Raw genomic sequence first — 20,257 nt, forward strand, 5'->3', positions numbered from 1 at the left:
CCCGCGCGCGGGTACATAGGCGGCTTCGCCGCCTATGCCTGGTGATCGTCTTCGCCGATCACTTGACAGCGTTTCACGCTGTCTGCTATGCGGCCCGCTTCGCGGGCCGCGGTGATCCGCTTCGCGGATCACGTCTGCGCCTGCGGCTTGAGTGTGGGAACTAGGTGGAACCCGCCATACGGTGCACCCCTGTGGATAACCACGTTTGCCCAGCTCAACCCACGTTTTCGCATGGTGCCGGCCTCGGAGACCGATCGTAACCGATCTCAGAACCCGCCATTTCGTGCACGCTTTTTCCACAGTGCGGAAATCGAACAAAGGTCGGGGGGTGCATGGGTTGGCGGGTTCGGGAGTGACCAGGGAGAACAGTCGTCCGGGCCCGCTCCTTATCGGGAACCGTTCCCAATAAGGTGTTCGAGTAAGAGGCGCCTCCAAAGTTTCACCCCTTACCAACTGCCGTGCACCCGTGGCGGGTTCGGCCATCGTAGACCCCGTTCCCCCTGGTCAGCCCCGATACCGCCATTTGGTGCACCCTTTATCCACACCCCGACTGACCAGCGAAAACCGCTGTGCGGCCGTCTCGCGGCCTCGACCCTGTACGCGCACAACGGGCCGCCGGGTCGAGATTAGGCCCGGAGGGCGCCACCTAGGCCCCTTCCTGGGCCCGCTGCGGGTGATCGTCCCCCCGGTGTCCAGCGTGCGCCCCCGGCGCCCCCGGCGCACCCCGTGGCGGGTTCGGTCCCGGACGCGAAAAGGCGCACCCAAACTCACAGTTCAACTTGTAGTTGTGATGCAAGTTGGCTAGTGTGGGAACCGCACCAACCGCCGGGGGAAACCCCCGGCGGTCCGATCCGAAAGGAACCGCGCATGACCTCGACTTCCGCCCCGATGCCCGTTGCTGACGCCCTGTCGGCCGGCGCCCCCCGCACCCTGGGTGCGCTCGCCGCCGCCGCTACCGGGTGCGGGTGGGGCGTCATGGTCGAGCGCGACGCAACGGCCGACGCGTGGACCCTGGTTGTGGCGACGCCGTCCGACTCCCGTACGGGCCGCTACACCTGGCGCGCGGGCAAGTGGGCGACGGCGGGCCGCGGTTACCGCGAAACGGTCGCTTGGTACCGGTCCGGCATGGAGTCGCTTCCGGGCGCGGCGGTCGAGACTGTCGTCGAGGAGGTCAAGGTCCCGGCGGGTGACGTCTCGGCCGAAACGGTCACCGAGGCCGCGGCCGGTGTCACCGCGGCCCGCGCCGCACTCGACGCGGTCAAGTCCGGAGAGAAGGCCGAGGAGGCACTCGCCGAGGCGCGCAAGTGCGCCGACGCTGCGGGCGGGTTCCAGCACTCGGCCGAGACGGCGCAGGAGGCGGCCGAGGCCGCACGTACCTGGGCCGAGGCCGACGCCGAGGCGGACCAGGCCGAGGCGGACGCCAAGGGAGCGGCCGAGGCGGTCGTCGACTGCAAGCGCGCTTTCCAGCGGGCCCAGCGCGCGGCCAACGAGTGCCGGAAGTACGCCGAGGCCGCTACCGGCGCCCTCTACGAGACCGAGGCGGACCGTGCCTTTGACCGTGCGAAGGATGCGCGGGAGACGGCGCGGGAGTCCCTCGACACCGCCGAGGAGGCGGCCGAGGCTGCGAAGGAGGCGGCCGAGGCCGCGCGCACCGCGGCCGACAACGAGTGCATGGGGTGCGGCGAATGGCTGTGCGCGTGCCGAGAGATCATGTGCGCAGTGCTCGCCCGGTACGGGTCGGGTGCGGCGCGCACGGTCGACCCCGAGGCGGTCCGCATCGGCGAACTGATCATGTCTGACGACGAGGAGCTTCACGCCGCTGGACAGCTCATGTTGGGCGGCGAGTGGGCCGAGGCCGAGGAGGCTATCGAGCGGGCCGAGGAGGGTCCGGCCGAGGCCGAGGCGCGGCGCGCGGCGGTCCGTGCGGCCGAGGCCGCGGTCGAGCCTGCGGCACCGGTGGCGACGTGCGACGGCCGGACCGCGCGCCAGTGGGCCGAGGAGGCGGAGGGACACGCGTCCCGCGCGGCCGAGGCGTACGAGCTCACGGTGACCGCGGTCCGGTACCGGACCAACATCTATGACGCGATGCCCGTTGAGCGGCTCGACGAGACCGAGGGCAAGCGGGTGCGGGCCGCGCTCGCCCGTATCGACCGCCGGTCCCGGACCGCGTACAACCTTGAGCTTTCCGCGCGGCGTGACTGGTGGGACGGCGCGGAGATCACGGACCCCGCCCGTGCGCGTGACTGCGCCGAGCGTGCGCGCGTGCTGGCCGACGGATGCGAGGCGGACGCGCGCACGGTCGCCGAGGCTTTCGCGTGGGCCGAGGCCGAGGCCGCGGCGGCGGCCGAGTTGCAGCGCGCGGAGTGGTCCCTCGCGGACGCCGAGGAGCACTACGAGGCTGCGCGCCGTCCGAACGCGTGGATCGGGGCGCAGGGTGTTGACCGACGCATCGGAGAGACGAACGCGCTCCGTCTCGTGTGGATCGCGCGGCAGGCTCTTGCGGCGGTCAACGGCGCACCGTTCATCGCGTACCCGACGCTTACCGACCGAGGGACCGTCAAGGGGTGGAGCGTCGGTTACTGCACCGTGAGCCGGTACGCGGGTACGGCCGTGCGCATCGTCGACACGTCCACGGACGAGTGGCGGGCCGAGGCAATCGCCGACGCGAAGAACCGCGAACACGCCGCGCGGGTGCTGTGTGAGCGCATGGCCGGTGAACTGGGCATCATGCGGGCCCTGATGGACGACGCGCGGCACGCGAACACGAGGGTTCCGGGCGGCCGGTACCGGCAGGCGCGCACCGCGCTGGAGACGGCCGAGGAGCTGCACGACCGTGCCGCGCGGGAGCGCGGGACCGAGGCGGCCGACCGTATCGCCCCGGTGGCTGACAGGGTCCGTGCGCTGAGTGCCACGGTGGCGGAGTACGCGCGGGACCGCGAGGAGTGGGCACGGAACCAGCGCGCGGCCGAGGCTGCGCGGGCCGAGGCCGCTCCGGTGCCGGCCCCGACCGAGGCGGCGGTCGAGGAGGCACCCCGGTACCGATTCGGCCGCCGGGACGCCGAGGGTCGCTACCCGGTGTCGGTCGACGGCGCACCGGTCGGGCACGTCTACCGGACGCGCCGCACATGGTGGGCCGTCGGTCTCGACGAGACGCGCCGGACCGACCACACCAGCCGCGCCGAGGCGGCGGCCCGACTCGTCGGGTTGGTCGACGTCCGGGCCGCGGCCGAGGCGGACACCGCGCGCCGGATGCGGGCCCGCACCGTGGCACCCCGGGGGTGGCGCGTCACTACATGGGACGCGGTCGAGTCGGGGGACGTCGTCCGCACCCCGGGGCGGTGCGTGCCGGTCCGTGGCGGGTTCGGGGACGGCGGTCCCCTCTCCCCCGAAACGTGGGGCGCCCCGGTGACCTTGACCGGTGTCGAGCGGCTCGACAACGGGTGCGTCGTGGCGCGCGGACGGGAAGGGGACGCGCCCGGGTGGGCCGGTATGGGTGTCCTCCTGTCGACTCCCGCGTACGCCGAGGTTGGCCTCCTGGTCCCGGACGCCGAGGCCGAGGCGGCGGTCGAGGAGGCCGAGGCGGCGGTCGACCGACCGGCCCCGGCGGCGGCCCGCCCGGGGGCGGGGGTGCCTGTCGGCGTCCCCCTGTCGCGTCTCCCGCGAGGGGGGAGGGTCGGGGGCGTTCGCGCAGGTCACACCGCACGACAGGGCGCGGCGCGACAGGGGGCACGACAGGGCACGCGACAGGCCCCCGGGCGCGCGGGGCGGCCTCTGCAAGGGTACGGGGAGCGCGGCCCCCCGCCCCGCATCCGGCCGTTGGGTCGGGTGCCGGCGCTTCCTCAGAGACTTGACAAGGACACTTCAAAGACGACAGAGGGGCCGAGGGCCCACCCCGTGGATTCATCAGGAAACTTGACAGGGACGCGCCAAAGTGACGACAGGCGGTCCCCTCGTCCGAGCGGGACGTCACCCGTTCGGGAACCCGTTGTCGGTCCGGTGTGCCACGGTGCCGCCATGACCCGTACCGACCCGGCCACCCCGGAGGAGCCCCTCCTCGGCCTCCCGATCCGCGTTCCACTGATCCCCGGCGAGACGACGCTCTCTCTCCTCGCCCGCACGGCCGCCGCCAATGGGCCCGATCTGCCTCGGCTCCTGCGGGCCCTCGACGAGGCCCTCGACCTCCCCGCCGAGGGCCTCGACCCGCAGCGGGAGGAGCTCCTCCTCTCCCCCGAGGGCCTCGACCGACTCGCCTCCCTCGTCGACCGCGACGCCGACCAACTGTCCCGCGCACTCCCCAGTGCGCACCCGGACCGCGTCGCCGACGTCAAGGCGCCCCGCATCGAACCGTGGCCCGACGAGCTCGGCGCCGCTCCCCTGCCGGCCTGCCCGCTGTGTATGGAACCCGGGGCGTGGCTCGCCGCCACCGGTCACCGCTGGCGGCCGTGCCCCTGCGGCCGTCGGTGGCTCGCCGGGGATGACGGCGGGTACCTCGTCGACACCGCCCCCGTCCCCGATCTCGGGTGGGCGCTGCAACGACACCGACAGCTCGTCCACCGCGTGGGGCCCGTCGGTGACGCTCTCCTCGCGGACGCGCATCAAGTGATGTTGTGGTGGTGGGTGTCCATCCCTCGCCGCCGCGGCCCCGGCCGGGACGGCGGCCGAGGCGTCGCCGACGTCTGGCACACCCGCGAGGAGGCCCTCGGCATGACCCGGCACCGCCGCCGGGCCGCGCCCGTCGTCGTCTACCCCGAGGCCGTCACCCTCGCCGAGCTCATGTGGTCATGGGAGGAGCGGCGCCGAAAGCGCGGGGCGTCGTCCGCGGCCTGGGTCGAGGACGTCGTCGCCGAGCTCGTCCCCGCCGGCACCCTCACCCGGCAAGAGCGTGCACCCCTCGACTACTGGCTAGAGCAGCATCGGCCCGAGCCTGCCGGGAAGTCGTCCGGCCGCACGGCCGCCGACCGTCGATGGAATCACCTCCCCGCGCTGCACCGACGGCCGACCGAGCCCGGCCCCTTCCGGGCGCCCTCCTGCCTCATGTGGGTCTACGGCTTGCCCCTGACGTCCACCACGGCCGTATGTCCCCGGTGCGACGGCCGCGCGCCGAGCTGCCGATGGGTGCCCTACCCCGAGTGCACCGGCCTGCCCGACAAGCGCACCCGCTGACACCCCACGGCGCTACGGTGCCGACAGGACGACGGGCCGCCCCCACCGGTAGTAGGGGCGGCCCGCCGCGGCCTCCATCATCACAGACCAGGAAGGCGCCACCCCATGACCCAAGCTGCCCCCACCCGATGGGTGCCGCCGGACCCCCGAGAACTGCCGGAGTGGCGCGCACAGCTCGTCGACTTCACCGCGTCGGACCCGTCCAACATCACCATGCGCGAGGCGATCCGCGCGGGCCGCTGTTCCATCGTGCCCACCATGCGCAACGCGCCGATTGCGGCCGACACTCTCGCCGCGATCCTGCTCAACAAGGCAGAGCGCGCCCGGCTCGAAGAGGCCGAGCTCTACTACGCCACGGCGGACATGACGGCCCTTGCCCTGGCCGCCGCCGCCACCCCGCCCCGGGAGCGGGTGAGCATCGACCGCCTGCCGGCGGAATCCGGGCTGATCGTGTTCGGCGAGCCCATCGGCGGCTACGTCGAAGACGTCGGGGCCGCCCTGGCGGAAACCCTCGCCGCCCGGCCCGGGGTCGATGCCAAGGTCACGACACCGATCGTGGCTGCGTCGTGGACCGCGTGGACCCCGGAAGACGTGAACGTCGAGGGGCAGCCGGTGACATGGGGCCACACCACCCGCGACGGGTACGCCGCGATTCCGCCCGGCACTCGGGGTATCTGGGTGACCTACTACAGTCCCCGGAACCTGTTCTCTGGCCTGCCCCCTGAGACCGTGCTCGGCACGATGCGGGACGGGTCAGTCATGACGGCCGGGCTGATCGAGGCGGAGCGACACAGCGTCCCCGGGGGGCCGCTCAATTGGGACAACGAGGCGTTGCTCATCGAGGGCGCCGAGTTCGCCCCGGCCCGGCCCGACACCACCGACGTATGGACGCACACCCTTTACACCGCGTGGCAACTCATGACGGCCGCCGGGGGCACCCGGTGGGCAGAAGTCGAGGAGATCCCCCGGGAGCGGTCCGGCAGGAAGCGGGACGCCCGGCAGGGCATCACGGGCCCCTCGGCCGTCCGCGTCGTGAACGTCCACACAGCCCAACGGCCACCCCGGGAAGCGGCCGACGCCGACGCCGCAGCGAGCACCGGCCGCCGTGAACCGTCATGGTCCTGCCGATGGCCGGTGCGCCCGTACCGCCGCTCAACCTGCCTCAACCCCGGCGGGCACGCGGCCGGGGACTGCCAGCATGAGGACCGCATCGTTCCCGGGCACATCAAGGGCCCCCAGGGCGCGCCGCTCCGCACCGGCAGCACCGTGCACCTGTGGGACCGACAGCCGCAGGCCGAGGCGTAGCGCACTCGACCGGTGAACGCCGAGGGCCCCGTCGCAGCGTGCGACGGGGCCCTCGTGCTGGGCGGGTTCTACGCGGCGAGGCGGACCAGGACGGGCGCGGCGGCCGGGACCGGGTCGCAGGCATCCCACATCGTTTCGGTGGCGAGGGTGATCACGGGGCCGGTCCAGTCGCGGGCTTCGGTGCACCCGAGGCAGCCGCACGCCGGGTCGTACGGACGCGGCGCGGCGGTGTACGGGTCCGAGTGCGTGATCGCCCCGGCCGGGGTCGCCTCCTCGACGCTCACGCCGTCGGGGTAGCAGCCGAGGACGACGGCCCCGGCCGGGACCTCGTCGGCGCGGACGGTGGCGAGGACGGCGCCGAGCTCGGGGCGGCCCTCGGCGACGACGTCCTCGAACAGGGCGCGCGTCTCGGTGTCGACCACGAACGTGCGGGCCGTGGTGGGGAGCTCGGCGGGGGTCGGGGTGTTCATCGGTGCTGCCTCCTTGGTCGGTGGGGTTCCACCATGGCACGAGTTGTAGGTCAACTACAAGTTGAACTGCAAGTGTGAAGGAGACGCGTCGGCCGACAGGCGAAGGGTGCACCCCGTATGTCCCCAGCTCATGAAATATGAGCCACCGTCATAACCCCAGGTCGGGAGGGGGTGCACGGAATGGCGGTTTCAGAACGGCGAGAGACTCCCCGCCCTCGCAGGTCACAGGCCCGGGACCAGGGGCGACGTCCCGCAGGGGTGCACGCTGTGGCGGTGTCGGCATCAGGGGGTGCACGAGATGGCGGGTTCGGTGCGACCTGCGGTTTCGCCGTACGGACCGAGCGGAAGTGCCGGCCGCTCGTGCACCCGTGGCGGGTTCGGCCGAGAACCTCCCGGCCGCCGCCCGGAACGGGCAGACTCGACCGGTGCCCGCTCGACCACCAGGAGGACGCCCGCCCATGCCCTACACCGAACCCGCCACGGCCGAGGGCGAGCTCGTCGACCACCTGCGCAGGGATGCCATGTGGCGCGGCGAACGCCCCGGGTGGACCCACAACAGCGTGGCCGCCCTCCTCCTCGCGCACGGCCGCCTGTTCACCCCGACGCCGTGGCCCGACGGCGGCACACCGCCCGGCGAACCCGGGAAGTGCTACGTAGAAGCGGCATCGTGGGCCTGGGCGTCCGAGGGCGAGCTCGCCTATGTGGAAGGCTTCGCATGGGATATCGCCTGGCCCGTCGAACACGCATGGTGCGCAGGCTCGGACGGTAACGCGCGTGACCTCACCTGGCCCCGCCCCGGCGGCGCATACCTCGGCCTTCCCGTGCACGCCGAGGACGCCCGGCGCATCATGTGCGAGAGCGGCCCCCTGCTGCACGGGAACGGCTTCGCCTCGGACCTCGCGGTGAAGTGGTGCCGCGAGGGCGTGCCCGCCGAGCTCCTCGCCGACGTAGGCCGCCCCGTCCCCGCCGCCGACTGACCGCAGACACAAAACGGCGCGGCCCCGGGAACTCGAACTCCCGGGGCCGCGCCGTGTGGCGGGTTCTGCGGCGGCCTACGCGGCGGCCTGGTCCGCCGCCGCGCCGTAGTGCTTGCGCAGCACGTCGTACGCCTCTATGGCGATCTCCTCGGGCGGGCGGCCCGTCGCTTCGGCCTGGGCAACGAACAGGCGAGAGAACTCGGTCACCGCACTGTCAGGCAGGACCCACGCCGACGCCTCACCGGCCGGTGCGCTCGACGTGTCCGCGCCGTTCTCCTCGGCCTCCCCCGCGGCGGCCGGTGCCGGTGCCGGCGCCTTCTTCGCGGCGGCCTTCTCTGCCTTGGCCGCCGCATCCTCCTTGACGACTCGCGCCACCGTCTTGCGCGCGAGAGTGAGGAGCTTCTCCGGGGCGGGGACCTTCTTCCCCTCCTCGATCTTCTCCTTCGCGCTCTGGACGGCGGCCCGCAACACCTTGGCTGTGGGCTTGTTCTCGGACCCCTCCTTGGTGCCGTCCCAGAGGGCCCGCGCGGAATCCGCGCCCCACTCGCGGTAGGCGGGAACGAGCTCGCGCGCCGTGCCCTCGTTCGGGATGGACAGCTCCCGCATGACCGGCGCAGCCGCAATGAGGCGGTCGACCTGCGAGACCGACACCCCCCACCGGGCCATGGTGTACTCGGCCCAAGTCATCCGACGGGGTCCGGTCCCCGCGCGGTAGTGCCGGTGGAGCTCCTTGTCCTTGATCGTGTCGAACGCCTCGCCCGCGTCGGCCGCCGCCTTCCCGAACGCCTGAATCCGACCCTCGCACTGACTCAGGAGGAGTCGGTCCTCTTCGGAGAGCGGACTCACGAGCTTGGCCTCGTCGTCCGTCTCGGCGGCGGCCGGTGCGCCCCCCTCATCACTGTTCGATTTTTCATCGAACGCTTTCCCGCCAATTGGCGGGACGCCCCCCTCGGCCGGGGCGGGCGCCGCCCCGGCCTCAGTCTCCGGAGCGGCCTCGACTCCCGGTGCTCCCGCGGGCGCCGGCACTTCGGGCGCGGTGAACGTGGCGGGTACTGCGGGCTTCTCAGGCTTGCCTGTTCCCGCCCCCCGCCCCCGGGTGGCCAAGGCGTCGCCGAACACTGCATCCATGCTCATCTACTGAATCGCCACCTTCGTAAGGATCTCGACAGCCACCTTATGCATGGGGTCGTCGTCGGCGAGGGTGAGCGCCTTACCGAACGCGCGAGAGTAGCCGTGCTCGCCCTGCTGGTTCGGGACGCTGCTCTCCAACACGGTGATGTCGCGCTTTTCCAGAGTGCGGCGGGCGTCGTCGTTGGCTTTGGCGGTGTGGTGGGTCCGGGTGAACAGGACGACGAGCTCGGGGCGGCGCCCCGTGGTGTCTTCCAGGTACTTGAGAGCGAGCCACACGGACGCCGACCGGTGGAGCTCACCCTCGGCGGGCTGGAGACACAGAACGACGAGATCCGACATGGCGAGCGCCGAGTGATGCGTACCGCCGGGAGTGTTGGACCACGCCCCGGTGTCGACGCCGAGGAGACCACCGGGCGGGGTCTCCTGGGTGATGGTCCCCGGGAGGTGCAGGGCGCTGTACTGCGCTTTGACGGGGCGGTCCTTGACCATGCCGCCGCACATCTGATCCCAGGTGTAGAGAGAGCCGTCCTCGTCTTCGCCCGGCTGGTCGGAGTCGATGGCGTTCGTCGGGTAGCCCATGCGGGCCCAGTGGCCGCGGACGTGGGCGAGGGTGTGAGTCTTGGTCGACCCGCCCTTGCCGACGAAGGTCACGCGGCGGCCCTTTTCAGGGAGCTGGAACATCAGTGATGACATGGCGGAAGGCTATCCGCCGCATCCGTGATCCCGGCGCCGCTTTTCACTCTCGCGGCGCGGTGTGGCCGCTCGGCGCGGACGTCTATCCCCCGTACGTGCTACGGCACAGCGAGGCGAGGCCCGGATCGGTGACGCCCTGCGCGGCCCGGCACACGTCGCGCATGGAGTAGCCCGGCGCGGCGGGCGGCCGGTGAGTCGGGCGCACCGGGCGGTGCGACGGCCGCGGGGCCGCCCGGTGCGGAGGTGCCGGCGGCCGGACGCGGTGACCCTGCGAGGGCGCGGCGCGACGACCCGCCGGGGCGGGCCGCACCGACCGAGGGGCCCGCCCGACGGACGCCGTCGGCCGCGGGCGCGGCGGGGTCGAGGAGGGCGACGGGTCGGGGCCGGTCCGGGTGAGCTCCTCGCGGGCCGGGGCCTGGGTGGCGCTCGCCGGACTGGGGGCGGCGGACACGATGGGCCGGGCGCGCGGTCCGGGTGCCTTGTCGTCCGCCGGGGTGACGGACACGCATCCGGTGGCCAGGATGGCGAGGGCGGCGACGGCGAGGGCGATCACGGGACGGTGCACCCGCTCACCGTGCCCGATGCCGGGGCGCCGTACGTCGCGCCGCGCGGCGGTCCACCGGTTCGAGGGACACACCCCGTCGCCCCCGTGCCTCCTCCCTTGTCGTGCCGCCCGCAGTGCCGGGGGAACGCGGCCGTCGGCGCAGGTCAGGCCAGACGACAGGCAGGCCGCCGACAGGGGGTGCGACAGGGGGCGCGACTGCCCGTGCGGCCGGGCGGCGGGGGCGAGTTCGACCGGCCGCACGGGGGCGGCGGGGGAGTCGAGGAGCTCCTCGTCCTCCTGGTCCTGGTCCTCGACGACGTCCTCGGCCGCGGCCTCGACGGCGGCGCGGGCCGGGTCGTAGATGGCGGCGAGACGGGCGAGTTGCTCGCCGATCCCTCGCGTGCCTGCGAGCGGCGCGGCGAACTCGTCCCAGACCTCCCCGGCGAGCTCGACGTACGCCCGGCCGCCGAGCACCGTCACGGCCGCCCCGGAGATCCCGAGCTCGTGCGCCTGCCGGCGCAGCGTCTCGCCGTCGACCGTTCCCGGGGCGCCCGCCCGGAGGTCGTAGTTCAAGAGGTGCCGGTCGAGCTCGACAAGCCCGTACTTGGCCGACAGGATCAGCACGCGCCCGGACCGGCCGCCCTGGGTGAGGACGTCGGCCGCCCGGCGCATCGCCCGGTGGTAGCTCCCCACGTAAAGCGCCCCGGCCCGCTCGCCGATCACCGGCTCGCCCTTGCGGACTCCGTCGGCATACACCGCCTTCCGGCCCCCGCACGCCACGATTACGACGCGCTCGCGCTCCTCGGCCACGGCCCGGCGGCGGCCCGCCGCGGTGAGCCGGACCTCTCCCGCGTCGAGCTTCCACACCGCCTCGGCCACGGGCACCGTGCGGCCCTCGGGTCGCGTCCACCGGACGAGCCCGGCCGCCCCCAGGGAGCGCGCCGTCCGCAGGTTCACGGACGCGGGGAGGAAGCCCTCCGGGTGCGCGGCGGCGGTGTGCAGCCAACGGCGCTGTACCGGGGTGAGCTCGACGGCGGGGAGCTCCTCGTCCTCCTGGTCCTCGACGACGTCCTCGGCCGCGGCCTCCTCGACCGGCGCCTCGTCGGCCGGGAGCTCCTCGCCGTCGAGGGCGGCGAACAGGCGAGCGCTACGGCGGCGCTCGGCGGCGCGCAGCTCGGCGAGCTCCCGCTCGAACGCCTCGGCGGCCGGGTCCGGGGTGCGGTCCGCGGCGGCGAGGAGCTCCTCGGCCTCGGCCTCGTCGTGCATCGCGTACAGGGACACCGGGCCCTCGGCCTTGACGACGTCCCACGCGATGCGGGCGGCCTGGTCCCACATCGGCGCGGCCGGGTCGACGTACCGGGGAAGAGAGGAGATCCCGAACGCGTCCGCGACGGCCGCGAACGCCTCGACGCGGAACCGGCGGGCGTACGCGCGGGCCCCGCCGGCATCGACGTATTCGAGGGCGTTCTCACCGGCCGCGCTGCGGGCCCACCGGCCGTAGGCGCGGGCGGCCTTGGTGGCGAGGGCCTCGACGCGGGCGAGGTAGCGCGGGACGGCGGACAGGTAGCGGGCGACGCGCTCGGGGTCGCCGGACACGTCGAGGCGCAGCTCGTCGGGCGTCGGCTCGGGGGCCTCGGACCCGGCCGGGTTGTAGTGCAGGGTCCTGTACGGGTGGCGGGCCTCTACCCGGTAGATCACCGCGAGGCGGCGGGCGGCGGCGGCGCGGGCCTTGCCCTTCCCGGCGGCGCGCTCGAATTCGAGGGCGGCCTCGGCGCGGCCACGGTCGACGGCGATTCGGGTCCGGGTGGCGTACTCGGCAGGCATTCGGCGGGGCTCCTGTGGTCGGGGTGCTGATCTCCGGACACCTTCGCACAGTCGCACTACAACTACAAGTGAAACTCACAGTTGTGATCCAAGTCGGCACAGCGAAAGGGGCGGGCCCCGGTAGTTGCCTACCGGGGCCCGCCCCTGCCGTGCACGGTCCGCCTACTCCTCGCGGCCCGCGTCCCGGCCCTCCTTGATGAACCGCGCTGGGTTCGCGCCCTTGGCCACCGTCTCTCGGAACCACTCCATCGGCCGGACGCCCTCCTCCTTGCAGTAGCCCGGGTTCGGGCCGAGACGGAACCCGCCCGGCAGGGGCGCCCCGTCAGGCTTGCGCGGCACGACCGCGCGGGCCGTCGGGTGTGCCGAGGGGTAGATCACGCAGTCAGACAGGACCGCGAGCGGGACCAGGCCGAGCGCGTTCCACGTCTTGACCATCTTCCGGTGGGCGCCCACCCGCGCCGCGCTGATCACGGCGGCGCGAATGTCCGGACGCCACGTCGGGCGCTTGAGTGCCGGCCACGGGGCGTGTCGCCCCTCGCGCTTCCCCTGCGGCCTCTCCCGCAGCTTGCCGATACCGCCCTTCGCCGTCTGCTTGATCGCAGACAGGAGGGCGACGGCCTCGGGGTCACGCTCCTTGACCGTGGCCATAGCCGCGAGGAACGCCCCCTCTTCCATGTCGGCCGTGATGCCGAGATCGGCGAGGGTGTCCATGTAGGCATCCCTCAGCCGGTTGTGCCACAGGTCGAGGTACCCGCCCGCCTCGGGCCGCAGCCACGCCGCGATGGGCCGGACCTCGATCCCCAGCTCGACCGCGTACGCCAGGGTCGGCGTCGCGTACCAGGCCGGGCCCGTCGGCGCCTTCCCGTCCGGGGTGAAAGGGCTCGGGAACTCGGCCGGGAGCGTCTTCCACGCCTTCGTGACGAGATCCTTCGTGCGCAGCTCGGCGCCGGACAGGTCGACGAGCCACGCGCCCGGAACCTTCTTGTCGAACCGCGGGCCGTCCGTGTAGACCGCCTCGCCGATCCCCACCGTGAGCCGGTTCGCCGCCGCGAGAAACGCAACGTTGATGTCGACGCCGACGACGTACGGCGCGGCGGCCTCGGCCTCGGTCGGCTCCCGGTGCCACGCGAGGGCCTCCTCGGCGAGGACGTGCGCGGGGTTCTTGGCCTCGTCGCGGGTGCGGTCCTTGGCGAGCGGGTGCTCGTCCGGCGCCTCGGGCGGCGCCGGGTCGACCGGCGCGGAGAGCGAGCCCTCGACCGGCACCCGGTGGGGCCGTCCGGTGCCCCGGTCGCGGACAAGCCGGGTCGGCGGCCGAAGGGCGGTCATCAGGGCGAGGCTGCAAGCGGCCGTCGAGCCGGTCGGCGTGATCACGCGCTCGGCGTACTGGCCGAGGACGTACGCGAGGGCGGCCGGGTCGGCGGCGACGTCCTCGATTCCGCCCCACCGGAGGTGATCGGCGAACGCCCCCCACGGGACCGTGGCGACGTGGACCTCGACGCGGTCCCGGTACAGGAAGGACCAGGGCGCGAGGCCCGCGCGGGAGAGCTTCCATCCGCCCTCTTCCACGGCCTTGACCGCCGGGTGATCGTCCGACACGCGCAGCCGCTTGCGGTCGTCGAGCCGGGCGGGGAGGCCGAGGGCCTCGACGGCGCCCTCGGTGAGGACCAGGAGCGGGCCGGACTCCTCGCCGTACTGCGACAGGGGACCGGCGCCCAGGCCGTACGCGACGGCCCACTCGGCGGCCGTCGCCAGGTCGACGACGTCCGCCGGCACGTCCATGCGCTGTACGTCGGTGCGGTGGGCGATGAGGACCCCGGCCTCGGCGTCGAGGACCAGGAGGGGAGCGGCGTAGGTCTTCTCGGTCATCAGCGGAAGTCCAATTCCACGTAGTCAATGTCTGTGAACTCGACGTCGAGACGCTCGGCGTCGGTGCCGGGGGTGCGGAAATACTCCTCGGCGAGCCCCTCCCCGAGGAGCCGGTTCAACTCGTCCTCGTCCCCCGCCCGCAGGGCGTCGAACACCTGCGGAATCAGGTGGTCGGGAACGTCCTCGGTGAGGCGGCGCATCCGCGGGTCATCCGTGCTGCCCGCGTCCGCGGTGAACCCGAACCGGGCCCGCGTCTCGATCGTCATACCGCGCTGCTGGGCCTCCTTCTGGGCCCGCGCCGTAACGCGCGGCTGGTGGTCCTTGGCGGCCTCCTTCTCCAAGCGGTCGAGGATCTCGGGCTTCGAGTTGGTGATCTTCCGCTCGCCCTTGACGTACCGCTGCACCGTCCGGCGGGACACGCCGAGGCGCTCGGCCACCCGCGCGGTGTTCCCCTTCTCCTTGCGCATCAGGGCGTTGAACTGACCCCTCGCGGTCTTGGGGGCGTTGCGCGTCTGGAACCGCGCTCGCATTGCATCGACGAGCTTTCCCATGGTCACGGCTCCTCTCAGGCGAGCTTGTAGGGCGAGGGAATGACGGCCAGTTCCGGCCGCAGGCAAACGGCGCCGCCGCACAGCACATGGCCCGGCATCGTCGTCTTGAACGGGGTGTCGCAGATCGAGCAATCAAGCCTGCGCGGCGCGGTTCGCTGGGTCACCATCTGCCGGGCCGGGATGACGTACTCGGCCGGGAGCTTGCGCAGGAGCTTGGACAGGTAGCCATTCGGCCTGTACGCCTGCCGGTTCTCCGTCGCGTCGAGCGCACGGAGGAGAGCCTCCTCGGGCCACCCGTTGCGCAGACACCAGGCAACGGACTTGGCGGCGAGGGCGCGCTCCTCGTCGGTGACGCCGACGAACCAGCGGACGCGGTCGATGATGGACTCGGAGAGTGCCGGCACCGCTTCCAGGGCCGCCCCTTCCAGGCGCGGCGCGGTGAAACCGCTCAACAGGGTGAAGCGGTCCGGGCGGCGGCCGAGGTTCTTCCCGTTCTCCCGGATGGGCACCGGGCGGAAGGCGACGAGGTCCGCGCGTACGAGGTGCGGCCGGTGACGCTCGATGGTCCGCAGGCTCACGCCCGCGATCTTGGCGAGCTCCTCCATGTGGACCTGCCCCTCCCACCCGATCCCGGCGAGAGCGACGAGGCACTTCGCACAGGTGGGGTCCGGCGCAATCATGTTCGCGGCCCACTCCTGGGCCCCCGGCAAGAACGGCTGACCGATCCCGCCGCCCAGCGGCGTGCGCCGGTCGGCGTCGATACGGGAGTGCGCGAACAGGTGCGCCAAGTGGTCCTGAGTGGCGCGCTTCTTAAGGCCGATCATCCGACCGAGGGCCTCGGTCGTGAGCCAATTCTCAGAGTCGGCCGTCTGGTGTTCTTCAAGGGCCCCGTAAACCTTGTGGCAGTTGGGGCAGTCGTCGGGACTGATATCGCGGTGGGGTGCCACTAATCGGCCTTTCCGTCCGCTGCGGTGTCTCACCCGGGGGTGCGCGGGTAGACTCCGCCACAGACCTAGAGCAGGGTCCACGCGGAAGCCTCGGACGGGTAGGAGAGCCACCTCCTATGACCCCGACGGGGCTTTTCGCATGTGTGGAGCGGGTCGAGCGGCAGGCGCGCGGCCTGTGCCAGGTCAGACCGTGATGACCTCCTGCGATCCGCCGAGCACCGAGGCGAGGCGCCGGGGGGAGAGCTGTTCCACGGCGTGCGTCGGACCGCACAGGAGATCCGGCACCGGGATGCCGTAGTGCGCGGACAGGCGGTCGATGTCACCGAGGGACCATGCGGCGGCGCCGGTCTGCTTGCGCGAGACCTGCCCCTGAGTGATCCGCAGGCCCGCGGCGAGCGACGTCTGATTCTCGCCGCAGGCGCGCATCAGGGCTGCGACCGTGATCCGGAGCGTGCGTTCGCTGGTACTCAAGGCGGCTGCGAACTTCCCCATATGCTCTGACCTCACTTTTTGTGAGCTGGGCTCATAACGGCAGCTAGAGGGGTCCGGCGATTCCTGCCCGACCGGTGCACACTCTTCCACGGTTGCACGTCAACTACAAGTCTTGCTTGTAGTGAATCTCCGGACGTGTCATCCTCGGGGTATGACTGACACCCCCGTGAAGACGATCAAGGAACTGCGAGAGGCGTCCGAGGCGTCCGAGGCCCAGGCCAAGAAGGACAAGGCGGCCTTGCTGGACGCGGCCGTCAAAGAGGCCATGACCTCGACCGCGTACGGCCACCTGTCCGCCGTCGCCCGCGAGGCCGGCATCGCCGCTCAGTACCTCCGGACCCTGATCGAGAACCAGCACCCCGGGTGGCTTGACCAGGCCGCCGAGGAGCGCGACGCGGCCAAGGCCGCGAAGGCGAAGCCCAAGCCCGCCCGATCCCGGACCGCCAAGGGTGGTGAGGGCGGGACCGCGCGTCGCACGCGCAAGAGCGGCGCCGCCGCCGCCTGATGATCGAATGGGTAACCACCGTCGCCACGATGGTTGTCTCGCTCGGAACCGTGGCCGGTGTCCTCGCGGCAGTCGTGCGCAAGGAGTTCGGAATGGCCGTCGTGCGGCTACTCGCCGGCATGGTGGCGCTCGTCGTGCTCTCGAACTTCGGACCCCTGCGGGACTGGTTCGAGGGCGCCCTCGACGGTGGGCACCCCTCGAAACCGGCGGCCGACTCCCACCCCAAGAGCGACGACGGGTCTAGCCTGTGGCTCCCCCTCACCTTCGGGGCCGTCGGCCTCGCCGTGAGCTTCGGCGGGTACGGGCTGTGGTCGCTCATCCAGCGCCGCCGCACCCGCAAGGCCGCCCAGCGCGCGGCCGACACCGCCGCCCAGGAGCGCCGCCGCGCCATCGAGGCCGAGCACGACGAGGTACTCGACGCGCACGGCGCCTACCTGTGCGACGTCCTCGCCGTCCTCGACCGCCCAGCCCTCGACGACGTCACCGTGCCCCAGACCGCGGCCCTCCTGCACGCCCTCGACACCGCCGCCGACGCCCGCCGAGGGGGCGACCTCAACCTCTACCGGCCCGCCGTCAGCCAACTGAAAACCGCATGGCGGGCCGCCGACGAACACGCCCGGAAAACCGGCCTGCGCCACCTACCCCGCCAGGAGCGCGCCACCGTCACCCGTGCCCGTGGGCTCCTCGAAATCGCCCTCGACGGCAACGGGGGTGAGCATGAGCGACGCGCCGCCTACGCCAAGGCCCGCGAGCTCCTCGACGGCGTCCTCACCCTCCCCCGGCAGGCCGTCGCCGCCGTCGAGACCCGGACCCGCCCCGCCCTCGTCAAGGACGCCACGGCCTGACCCCGGAAGGACCCCCATGGACCAGGAACCGAAGCCCGAACACGCGCCCCAGGAAGGCGAGTTGCTCCCCGTCCCCGTATCCCGCGACTCCGGGCGCCCGCGCGTCGTGATGTACGACGAGGCCGCCGCCTTGCTCACCCCGGAGGCCCGCCGCCTCGCCGAGGAGATCATCGCCGTGGGCCGCGTGAGCCGGATCGCCCCCGACGCCCAACGCGCCCTGTTCGTCGGTCAGTCGGGGTCGGGCAAGACGAACGCCCTCGACCTGACCCGGGCGCAGCTCGACGCCGCCGGCATCCCGTACGAGGAGACCGACGAGGGACACGGCCGCGTCGGTCTCCGCTTCCGCAAGGCAGGCCCCGAGTCCAAGGAGATCACCCCGTGAGCGCCCTCCCCGTCGAGGAACCGACCAACCCGTACCGCACACAGCACGGCGGCGGCCCCCGCACCGTCACGCAACTGCGGGCCGCCCTCACCGCGGCGAGCGCCGCGGACCGCGAGGAGTTCGAGGCGCAGCTCGGCGAGCTCGACCTCGACGACCCCGAGGAGTACGCCGCCCTCGTCCGCTCCTGGCGGCACCGCCTCGTCATGCGGACCCGGCCCGAGATCCTCGCCGCCGTCGCGGCCTCGACCGACCCGGCCGCCCCCCGCTTCACGTCCGAGGAGATCCTCGGCGCCGACGGCCACCAGGAGGCGGGCCGGTGACCCAAGGCACCCCGTGGGCCGTGGTCTACAGCGAGACCGGCCGCGCCGGACTGGCCACGGCCACGGCCGAGGAGCGGGCCGCCGTCCTCGCCTTCGAGAAGCAAGTCGCCGCCTCGCCGTACACCTGCGGCGAGCTGTACCCGGACCGGGTCGGCGGCCTCTACACCGCACTACTCACCGTCGGCGGCCGGATGGCGTGGACCAGCGTCCTGTACCGGGTCGACGAGGCCCGGGGCGAGGTTCTGATCGTCGCTATCGTCTCGGGGCCCTGATGTTGACGGGGGGAGCGACGGGGGACAGCTCGGCACCGGGCCGGGTGGCGGCGGCCGTCGAGGCGCACGCCCGGCGCCGCGCGTGGTGGGAGGCCGAGACCGCCATCGCGGCCGTGGTGTCCGACCCGGAGGTTCGGCGCCTGGGGGAGGAGATCGAGCGGACCGAGACCCTCCTCGGCGAGGAGCTGCGGCCCGAGTTCGAGCACTTCCGGGACCGGTACGACCGGGCCGTACGCGATGCCGACCTCGACGCCCTCGCCCGGACGTGCCCCGGGAAACACGGCCGGTGGGGGCGCGTCTGCGTACTCGACACCGGTCACGAGTCGACCGCGCCGCACTGGGGGATCACGGCCGAGGGCCGCCCCGTCGCCTGGGTCGGGAGCGCGCCCGACGACGACTGACCCGGAAGGCGCCGGCATCACGGCAGAGGGCCCCACGCTCCCGAGCGTGGGGCCCTCTGCCGTGTCCGGGAACGCAAGAGCGCCCGACCCCTTCCGGGGCCGGGCGCTCGTCCTGCGGACGGGTTGGTGATCAGTCGAGCGGCGCCGCGTAGCGCAGGGTCCAACCGCGGCCGAGGGTGTGCCGGGTGACCTCGACGACCCGGCCCTCGGCAGTCCGGCCGACGTGGGTCACGTTGAGGAGGAGCTCGCCCTCGTCGACCCCGAGGGCCTCGGCCTGGTCCTTCGTGGCGGGCCGCTGGTCGACGTCCTCGACGGCCTCGGCGCCCTGGTCGAAACCGGCCTCGCGCATCCGGGAGATGATCCCGCCCGCCCCGGTGTCGACTTGCTCGATGCCGGCGGCCTCGGCGACGTCGACCGGAATCCAGGTGTCGGCGAGCTGGACCAGGCGCTCACCGTCGTACATGCGCCGGGCGCGGACGACGACCGGCCCCTCGACGCCGAGCAGCTCGGCGACGTCGGCCGGGGCCTCGGCGCGGTTCACCGTCACCTCGGCGCGGGGCGTCCCGCCACCGCGGCGCGTCTCGCTCTCGTACGCGCCGTGCGCGCCGTTCGCCTCGCGGTTCTCGGTGCGGTACCGGCTGCGGGCGTCCCGCAGAATGCCGCCGTTCGCGCCGATGGTGTTCTGTGCCATGTGCGTGATCCCTTCCGGTGGGGTGGTCAGTGAGTGGGGCCGAGCGGCCAGGAGTAGGACAGGCGCCACAGGTGGGTGGGCAGTACGTGAACGGTGACCTCGACCGCGCGGCCGTCCTCGGTGCGCCCGATATGGGCGATCTCGTAAACGCGCTGGTCCTCCCGCATGTCGAGGGCCCCGACCTCCTCGGCGGTAGGAGGACGGACGTCGATCTCCTCCGTGATGGTGGCCTGCGGGTGACCGAGCTCGGCGAGGCGTGATTTCGACCCGCCCGGCCCCGTGTCGATCTCTTCGAGCCTGGTCCCCTCGGCGATGGCGAGGGGGAGGTACGACGTTGCGAGCTGCACGGGGACGTCGTCGGCGAGCATCCGCCGGACGCGGGCGAGGGTCGACACATCGTTCCCGTCTACCCCGAGAAGGTCCGCCACCCATGCCGGCGGCTGCGCGTGCTGGGTGGTGGTGATCGAGGAGGGGGTCATCCCGAGTCCGCGGATCTCGGCCTCGAACGCCCCCCGGGCCTGCCCCTCCTCGCGGCGGGCCCGGACGTAGCGCGACGTCGAGTCCCTAACGATCTTCTTGACGATCCGGTGCACGAACATGCCCCGGCGGCTCTTGTCGATCAGTCCCTCGGAGGCGAGCAGGCGCAATGCCTGTGCGGCGGTCCCCCGATTCGTGCCGATCTCGTCGGCGAGCTCCCCCTCGGTGGGGAGCTTGGCACCCGGGGCGTATGTGCCCCGCTGGATGCGCGTGCGCACCTCGTCGGCGACTGCGCGAAAGGTCGCTCGGCGCGGCTCGTCCTCTGTCATGCGGGTCACCTTATCTGGAAGCCATTCCATGGCGCTTGCTACCGACACAAGCATGAATGGAATCCAAGACTA

Annotated in this window: 19 protein-coding genes; 9 read left to right on the plus strand and 10 right to left on the minus strand. The window is 72.7% G+C overall.

What is annotated here, in order from left to right; translation table 11 throughout:
- Positions 1-867: 867 nt before the first annotated feature.
- On the plus strand, positions 868-5,163 hold the full coding sequence (locus tag ACIP93_RS36400; RefSeq protein WP_366392659.1) for a TniQ family protein: 4,296 nt from the start codon (positions 868-870) through the stop codon (positions 5,161-5,163).
- Positions 5,164-5,268: 105 nt separating this feature from the next.
- Positions 5,269-6,468 carry a hypothetical protein gene (locus ACIP93_RS36405; RefSeq protein ID WP_141724867.1) on the plus strand — a complete coding sequence of 400 codons (1,200 nt, stop codon included), beginning with the start codon at positions 5,269-5,271 and terminating at the stop codon, positions 6,466-6,468.
- A 68-nt stretch (positions 6,469-6,536) separates the two neighbouring features.
- Here ACIP93_RS36405 and ACIP93_RS36410 read toward each other — a convergent pair whose 3' ends face one another.
- Positions 6,537-6,938 carry a hypothetical protein gene (locus ACIP93_RS36410; protein ID WP_366392658.1) on the minus strand — a complete coding sequence of 134 codons (402 nt, stop codon included), beginning with the start codon at positions 6,936-6,938 and terminating at the stop codon, positions 6,537-6,539.
- Positions 6,939-7,396: 458 nt separating this feature from the next.
- On the opposite strand from ACIP93_RS36410, the gene ACIP93_RS36415 reads away from it, so the two are divergent.
- Positions 7,397-7,915 (plus strand): hypothetical protein, encoded by a 519-nt coding sequence (locus ACIP93_RS36415; protein WP_366392657.1) that lies wholly within the window; start codon positions 7,397-7,399, stop codon positions 7,913-7,915.
- Positions 7,916-7,990: 75 nt separating this feature from the next.
- Here ACIP93_RS36415 and ACIP93_RS36420 read toward each other — a convergent pair whose 3' ends face one another.
- From ACIP93_RS36420 to ACIP93_RS36450, 7 genes are all read right to left on the minus strand, one after another.
- Entirely contained in the window at positions 7,991-8,761 is a 771-nt protein-coding gene (locus ACIP93_RS36420; protein ID WP_401766483.1) for a hypothetical protein, read from the minus strand.
- Positions 8,762-9,049: 288 nt separating this feature from the next.
- Positions 9,050-9,739 (minus strand): hypothetical protein, encoded by a 690-nt coding sequence (locus ACIP93_RS36425; protein ID WP_366392655.1) that lies wholly within the window; start codon positions 9,737-9,739, stop codon positions 9,050-9,052.
- Positions 9,740-9,821: 82 nt separating this feature from the next.
- On the minus strand, positions 9,822-12,107 hold the full coding sequence (locus tag ACIP93_RS36430) for a DUF6884 domain-containing protein (protein WP_366392654.1): 2,286 nt from the start codon (positions 12,105-12,107) through the stop codon (positions 9,822-9,824).
- 162 nt (positions 12,108-12,269) lie between these two features.
- Positions 12,270-13,973, minus strand: a complete 1,704-nt coding sequence (tap, locus tag ACIP93_RS36435; protein ID WP_023543957.1) for a telomere-associated protein Tap — start codon at positions 13,971-13,973, stop codon at positions 12,270-12,272.
- On the minus strand, positions 13,973-14,524 hold the full coding sequence (tpg, locus tag ACIP93_RS36440) for a telomere-protecting terminal protein Tpg (RefSeq protein WP_023543958.1): 552 nt from the start codon (positions 14,522-14,524) through the stop codon (positions 13,973-13,975). Before tpg ends, tap begins: the two co-directional genes overlap by 1 nt.
- 14 nt (positions 14,525-14,538) lie before the next feature.
- The gene (locus ACIP93_RS36445; RefSeq protein WP_023543959.1) at positions 14,539-15,348 is read right to left on the minus strand and encodes a hypothetical protein; all 810 of its coding nucleotides are present in this window, start codon (positions 15,346-15,348) and stop codon (positions 14,539-14,541) included.
- 306 nt (positions 15,349-15,654) lie between these two features.
- Positions 15,655-15,942, minus strand: coding sequence for a hypothetical protein (locus ACIP93_RS36450; RefSeq protein ID WP_037785387.1), 288 nt, complete (start codon positions 15,940-15,942; stop codon positions 15,655-15,657).
- Positions 15,943-16,114: 172 nt separating this feature from the next.
- On the opposite strand from ACIP93_RS36450, the gene ACIP93_RS36455 reads away from it, so the two are divergent.
- Genes ACIP93_RS36455 through ACIP93_RS36480 form a run of 6 tightly spaced genes read left to right on the plus strand, consistent with a single transcriptional unit; the run spans position 16,115 to position 18,688 of the window.
- Positions 16,115-16,468, plus strand: a complete 354-nt coding sequence (locus ACIP93_RS36455) for a hypothetical protein (protein WP_023543961.1) — start codon at positions 16,115-16,117, stop codon at positions 16,466-16,468.
- A gap of 29 nt (positions 16,469-16,497) precedes the next feature.
- Positions 16,498-17,313, plus strand: a complete 816-nt coding sequence (locus ACIP93_RS36460) for a hypothetical protein (protein ID WP_366392653.1) — start codon at positions 16,498-16,500, stop codon at positions 17,311-17,313.
- Positions 17,314-17,329: 16 nt separating this feature from the next.
- Positions 17,330-17,695 (plus strand): hypothetical protein, encoded by a 366-nt coding sequence (locus tag ACIP93_RS36465; protein WP_023543963.1) that lies wholly within the window; start codon positions 17,330-17,332, stop codon positions 17,693-17,695.
- Entirely contained in the window at positions 17,692-18,015 is a 324-nt protein-coding gene (locus tag ACIP93_RS36470; RefSeq protein WP_023543964.1) for a hypothetical protein, read from the plus strand. The genes ACIP93_RS36465 and ACIP93_RS36470 overlap by 4 nt, the downstream gene beginning before the upstream one ends.
- The gene (locus ACIP93_RS36475) at positions 18,012-18,287 is read left to right on the plus strand and encodes a hypothetical protein (RefSeq protein ID WP_023543965.1); all 276 of its coding nucleotides are present in this window, start codon (positions 18,012-18,014) and stop codon (positions 18,285-18,287) included. The genes ACIP93_RS36470 and ACIP93_RS36475 overlap by 4 nt, the downstream gene beginning before the upstream one ends.
- A complete protein-coding gene (locus ACIP93_RS36480) occupies positions 18,287-18,688 on the plus strand; it encodes a hypothetical protein (RefSeq protein WP_023543966.1) in 402 nt (133 codons plus the stop codon). Before ACIP93_RS36475 ends, ACIP93_RS36480 begins: the two co-directional genes overlap by 1 nt.
- Before the next feature lie 130 nt (positions 18,689-18,818).
- On the opposite strand, the gene ACIP93_RS36485 is transcribed toward ACIP93_RS36480, so the two are convergent.
- Positions 18,819-19,379, minus strand: a complete 561-nt coding sequence (locus ACIP93_RS36485; RefSeq protein WP_366392652.1) for a UTRA domain-containing protein — start codon at positions 19,377-19,379, stop codon at positions 18,819-18,821.
- A gap of 26 nt (positions 19,380-19,405) precedes the next feature.
- Complete coding sequence (locus tag ACIP93_RS36490) at positions 19,406-20,185, minus strand: GntR family transcriptional regulator (protein ID WP_023543968.1); 780 nt, start codon at positions 20,183-20,185, stop codon at positions 19,406-19,408.
- Between the last annotated feature and the right edge of the window lie 72 nt (positions 20,186-20,257).

This window comes from Streptomyces sp. NPDC088745 (assembly GCF_044751045.1).
Taxonomy (GTDB): domain Bacteria; phylum Actinomycetota; class Actinomycetes; order Streptomycetales; family Streptomycetaceae; genus Streptomyces; species Streptomyces cremeus.

Bases quoted from the DNA above. Each gene is read 5' to 3' on its own strand.
- ACIP93_RS36430 (WP_366392654.1), bottom strand. From the start codon at position 12,107: ATGCCTGCCGAGTACGCCACCCGGACCCGAATCGCCGTCGACCGTGGC.
- ACIP93_RS36460 (WP_366392653.1), top strand. From the start codon at position 16,498: ATGGTTGTCTCGCTCGGAACCGTGGCCGGTGTCCTCGCGGCAGTCGTG.
- ACIP93_RS36405 (WP_141724867.1), top strand. From the start codon at position 5,269: ATGACCCAAGCTGCCCCCACCCGATGGGTGCCGCCGGACCCCCGAGAA.
- ACIP93_RS36465 (WP_023543963.1), top strand. From the start codon at position 17,330: ATGGACCAGGAACCGAAGCCCGAACACGCGCCCCAGGAAGGCGAGTTG.
- tap (WP_023543957.1), bottom strand. From the start codon at position 13,973: ATGACCGAGAAGACCTACGCCGCTCCCCTCCTGGTCCTCGACGCCGAG.
- ACIP93_RS36480 (WP_023543966.1), top strand. From the start codon at position 18,287: ATGTTGACGGGGGGAGCGACGGGGGACAGCTCGGCACCGGGCCGGGTG.
- ACIP93_RS36455 (WP_023543961.1), top strand. From the start codon at position 16,115: ATGACTGACACCCCCGTGAAGACGATCAAGGAACTGCGAGAGGCGTCC.
- ACIP93_RS36415 (WP_366392657.1), top strand. From the start codon at position 7,397: ATGCCCTACACCGAACCCGCCACGGCCGAGGGCGAGCTCGTCGACCAC.
- ACIP93_RS36400 (WP_366392659.1), top strand. From the start codon at position 868: ATGACCTCGACTTCCGCCCCGATGCCCGTTGCTGACGCCCTGTCGGCC.
- ACIP93_RS36445 (WP_023543959.1), bottom strand. From the start codon at position 15,348: ATGATCGGCCTTAAGAAGCGCGCCACTCAGGACCACTTGGCGCACCTG.
- ACIP93_RS36490 (WP_023543968.1), bottom strand. From the start codon at position 20,185: ATGACAGAGGACGAGCCGCGCCGAGCGACCTTTCGCGCAGTCGCCGAC.
- ACIP93_RS36485 (WP_366392652.1), bottom strand. From the start codon at position 19,379: ATGGCACAGAACACCATCGGCGCGAACGGCGGCATTCTGCGGGACGCC.
- tpg (WP_023543958.1), bottom strand. From the start codon at position 14,524: ATGGGAAAGCTCGTCGATGCAATGCGAGCGCGGTTCCAGACGCGCAAC.
- ACIP93_RS36410 (WP_366392658.1), bottom strand. From the start codon at position 6,938: ATGAACACCCCGACCCCCGCCGAGCTCCCCACCACGGCCCGCACGTTC.
- ACIP93_RS36425 (WP_366392655.1), bottom strand. From the start codon at position 9,739: ATGTCATCACTGATGTTCCAGCTCCCTGAAAAGGGCCGCCGCGTGACC.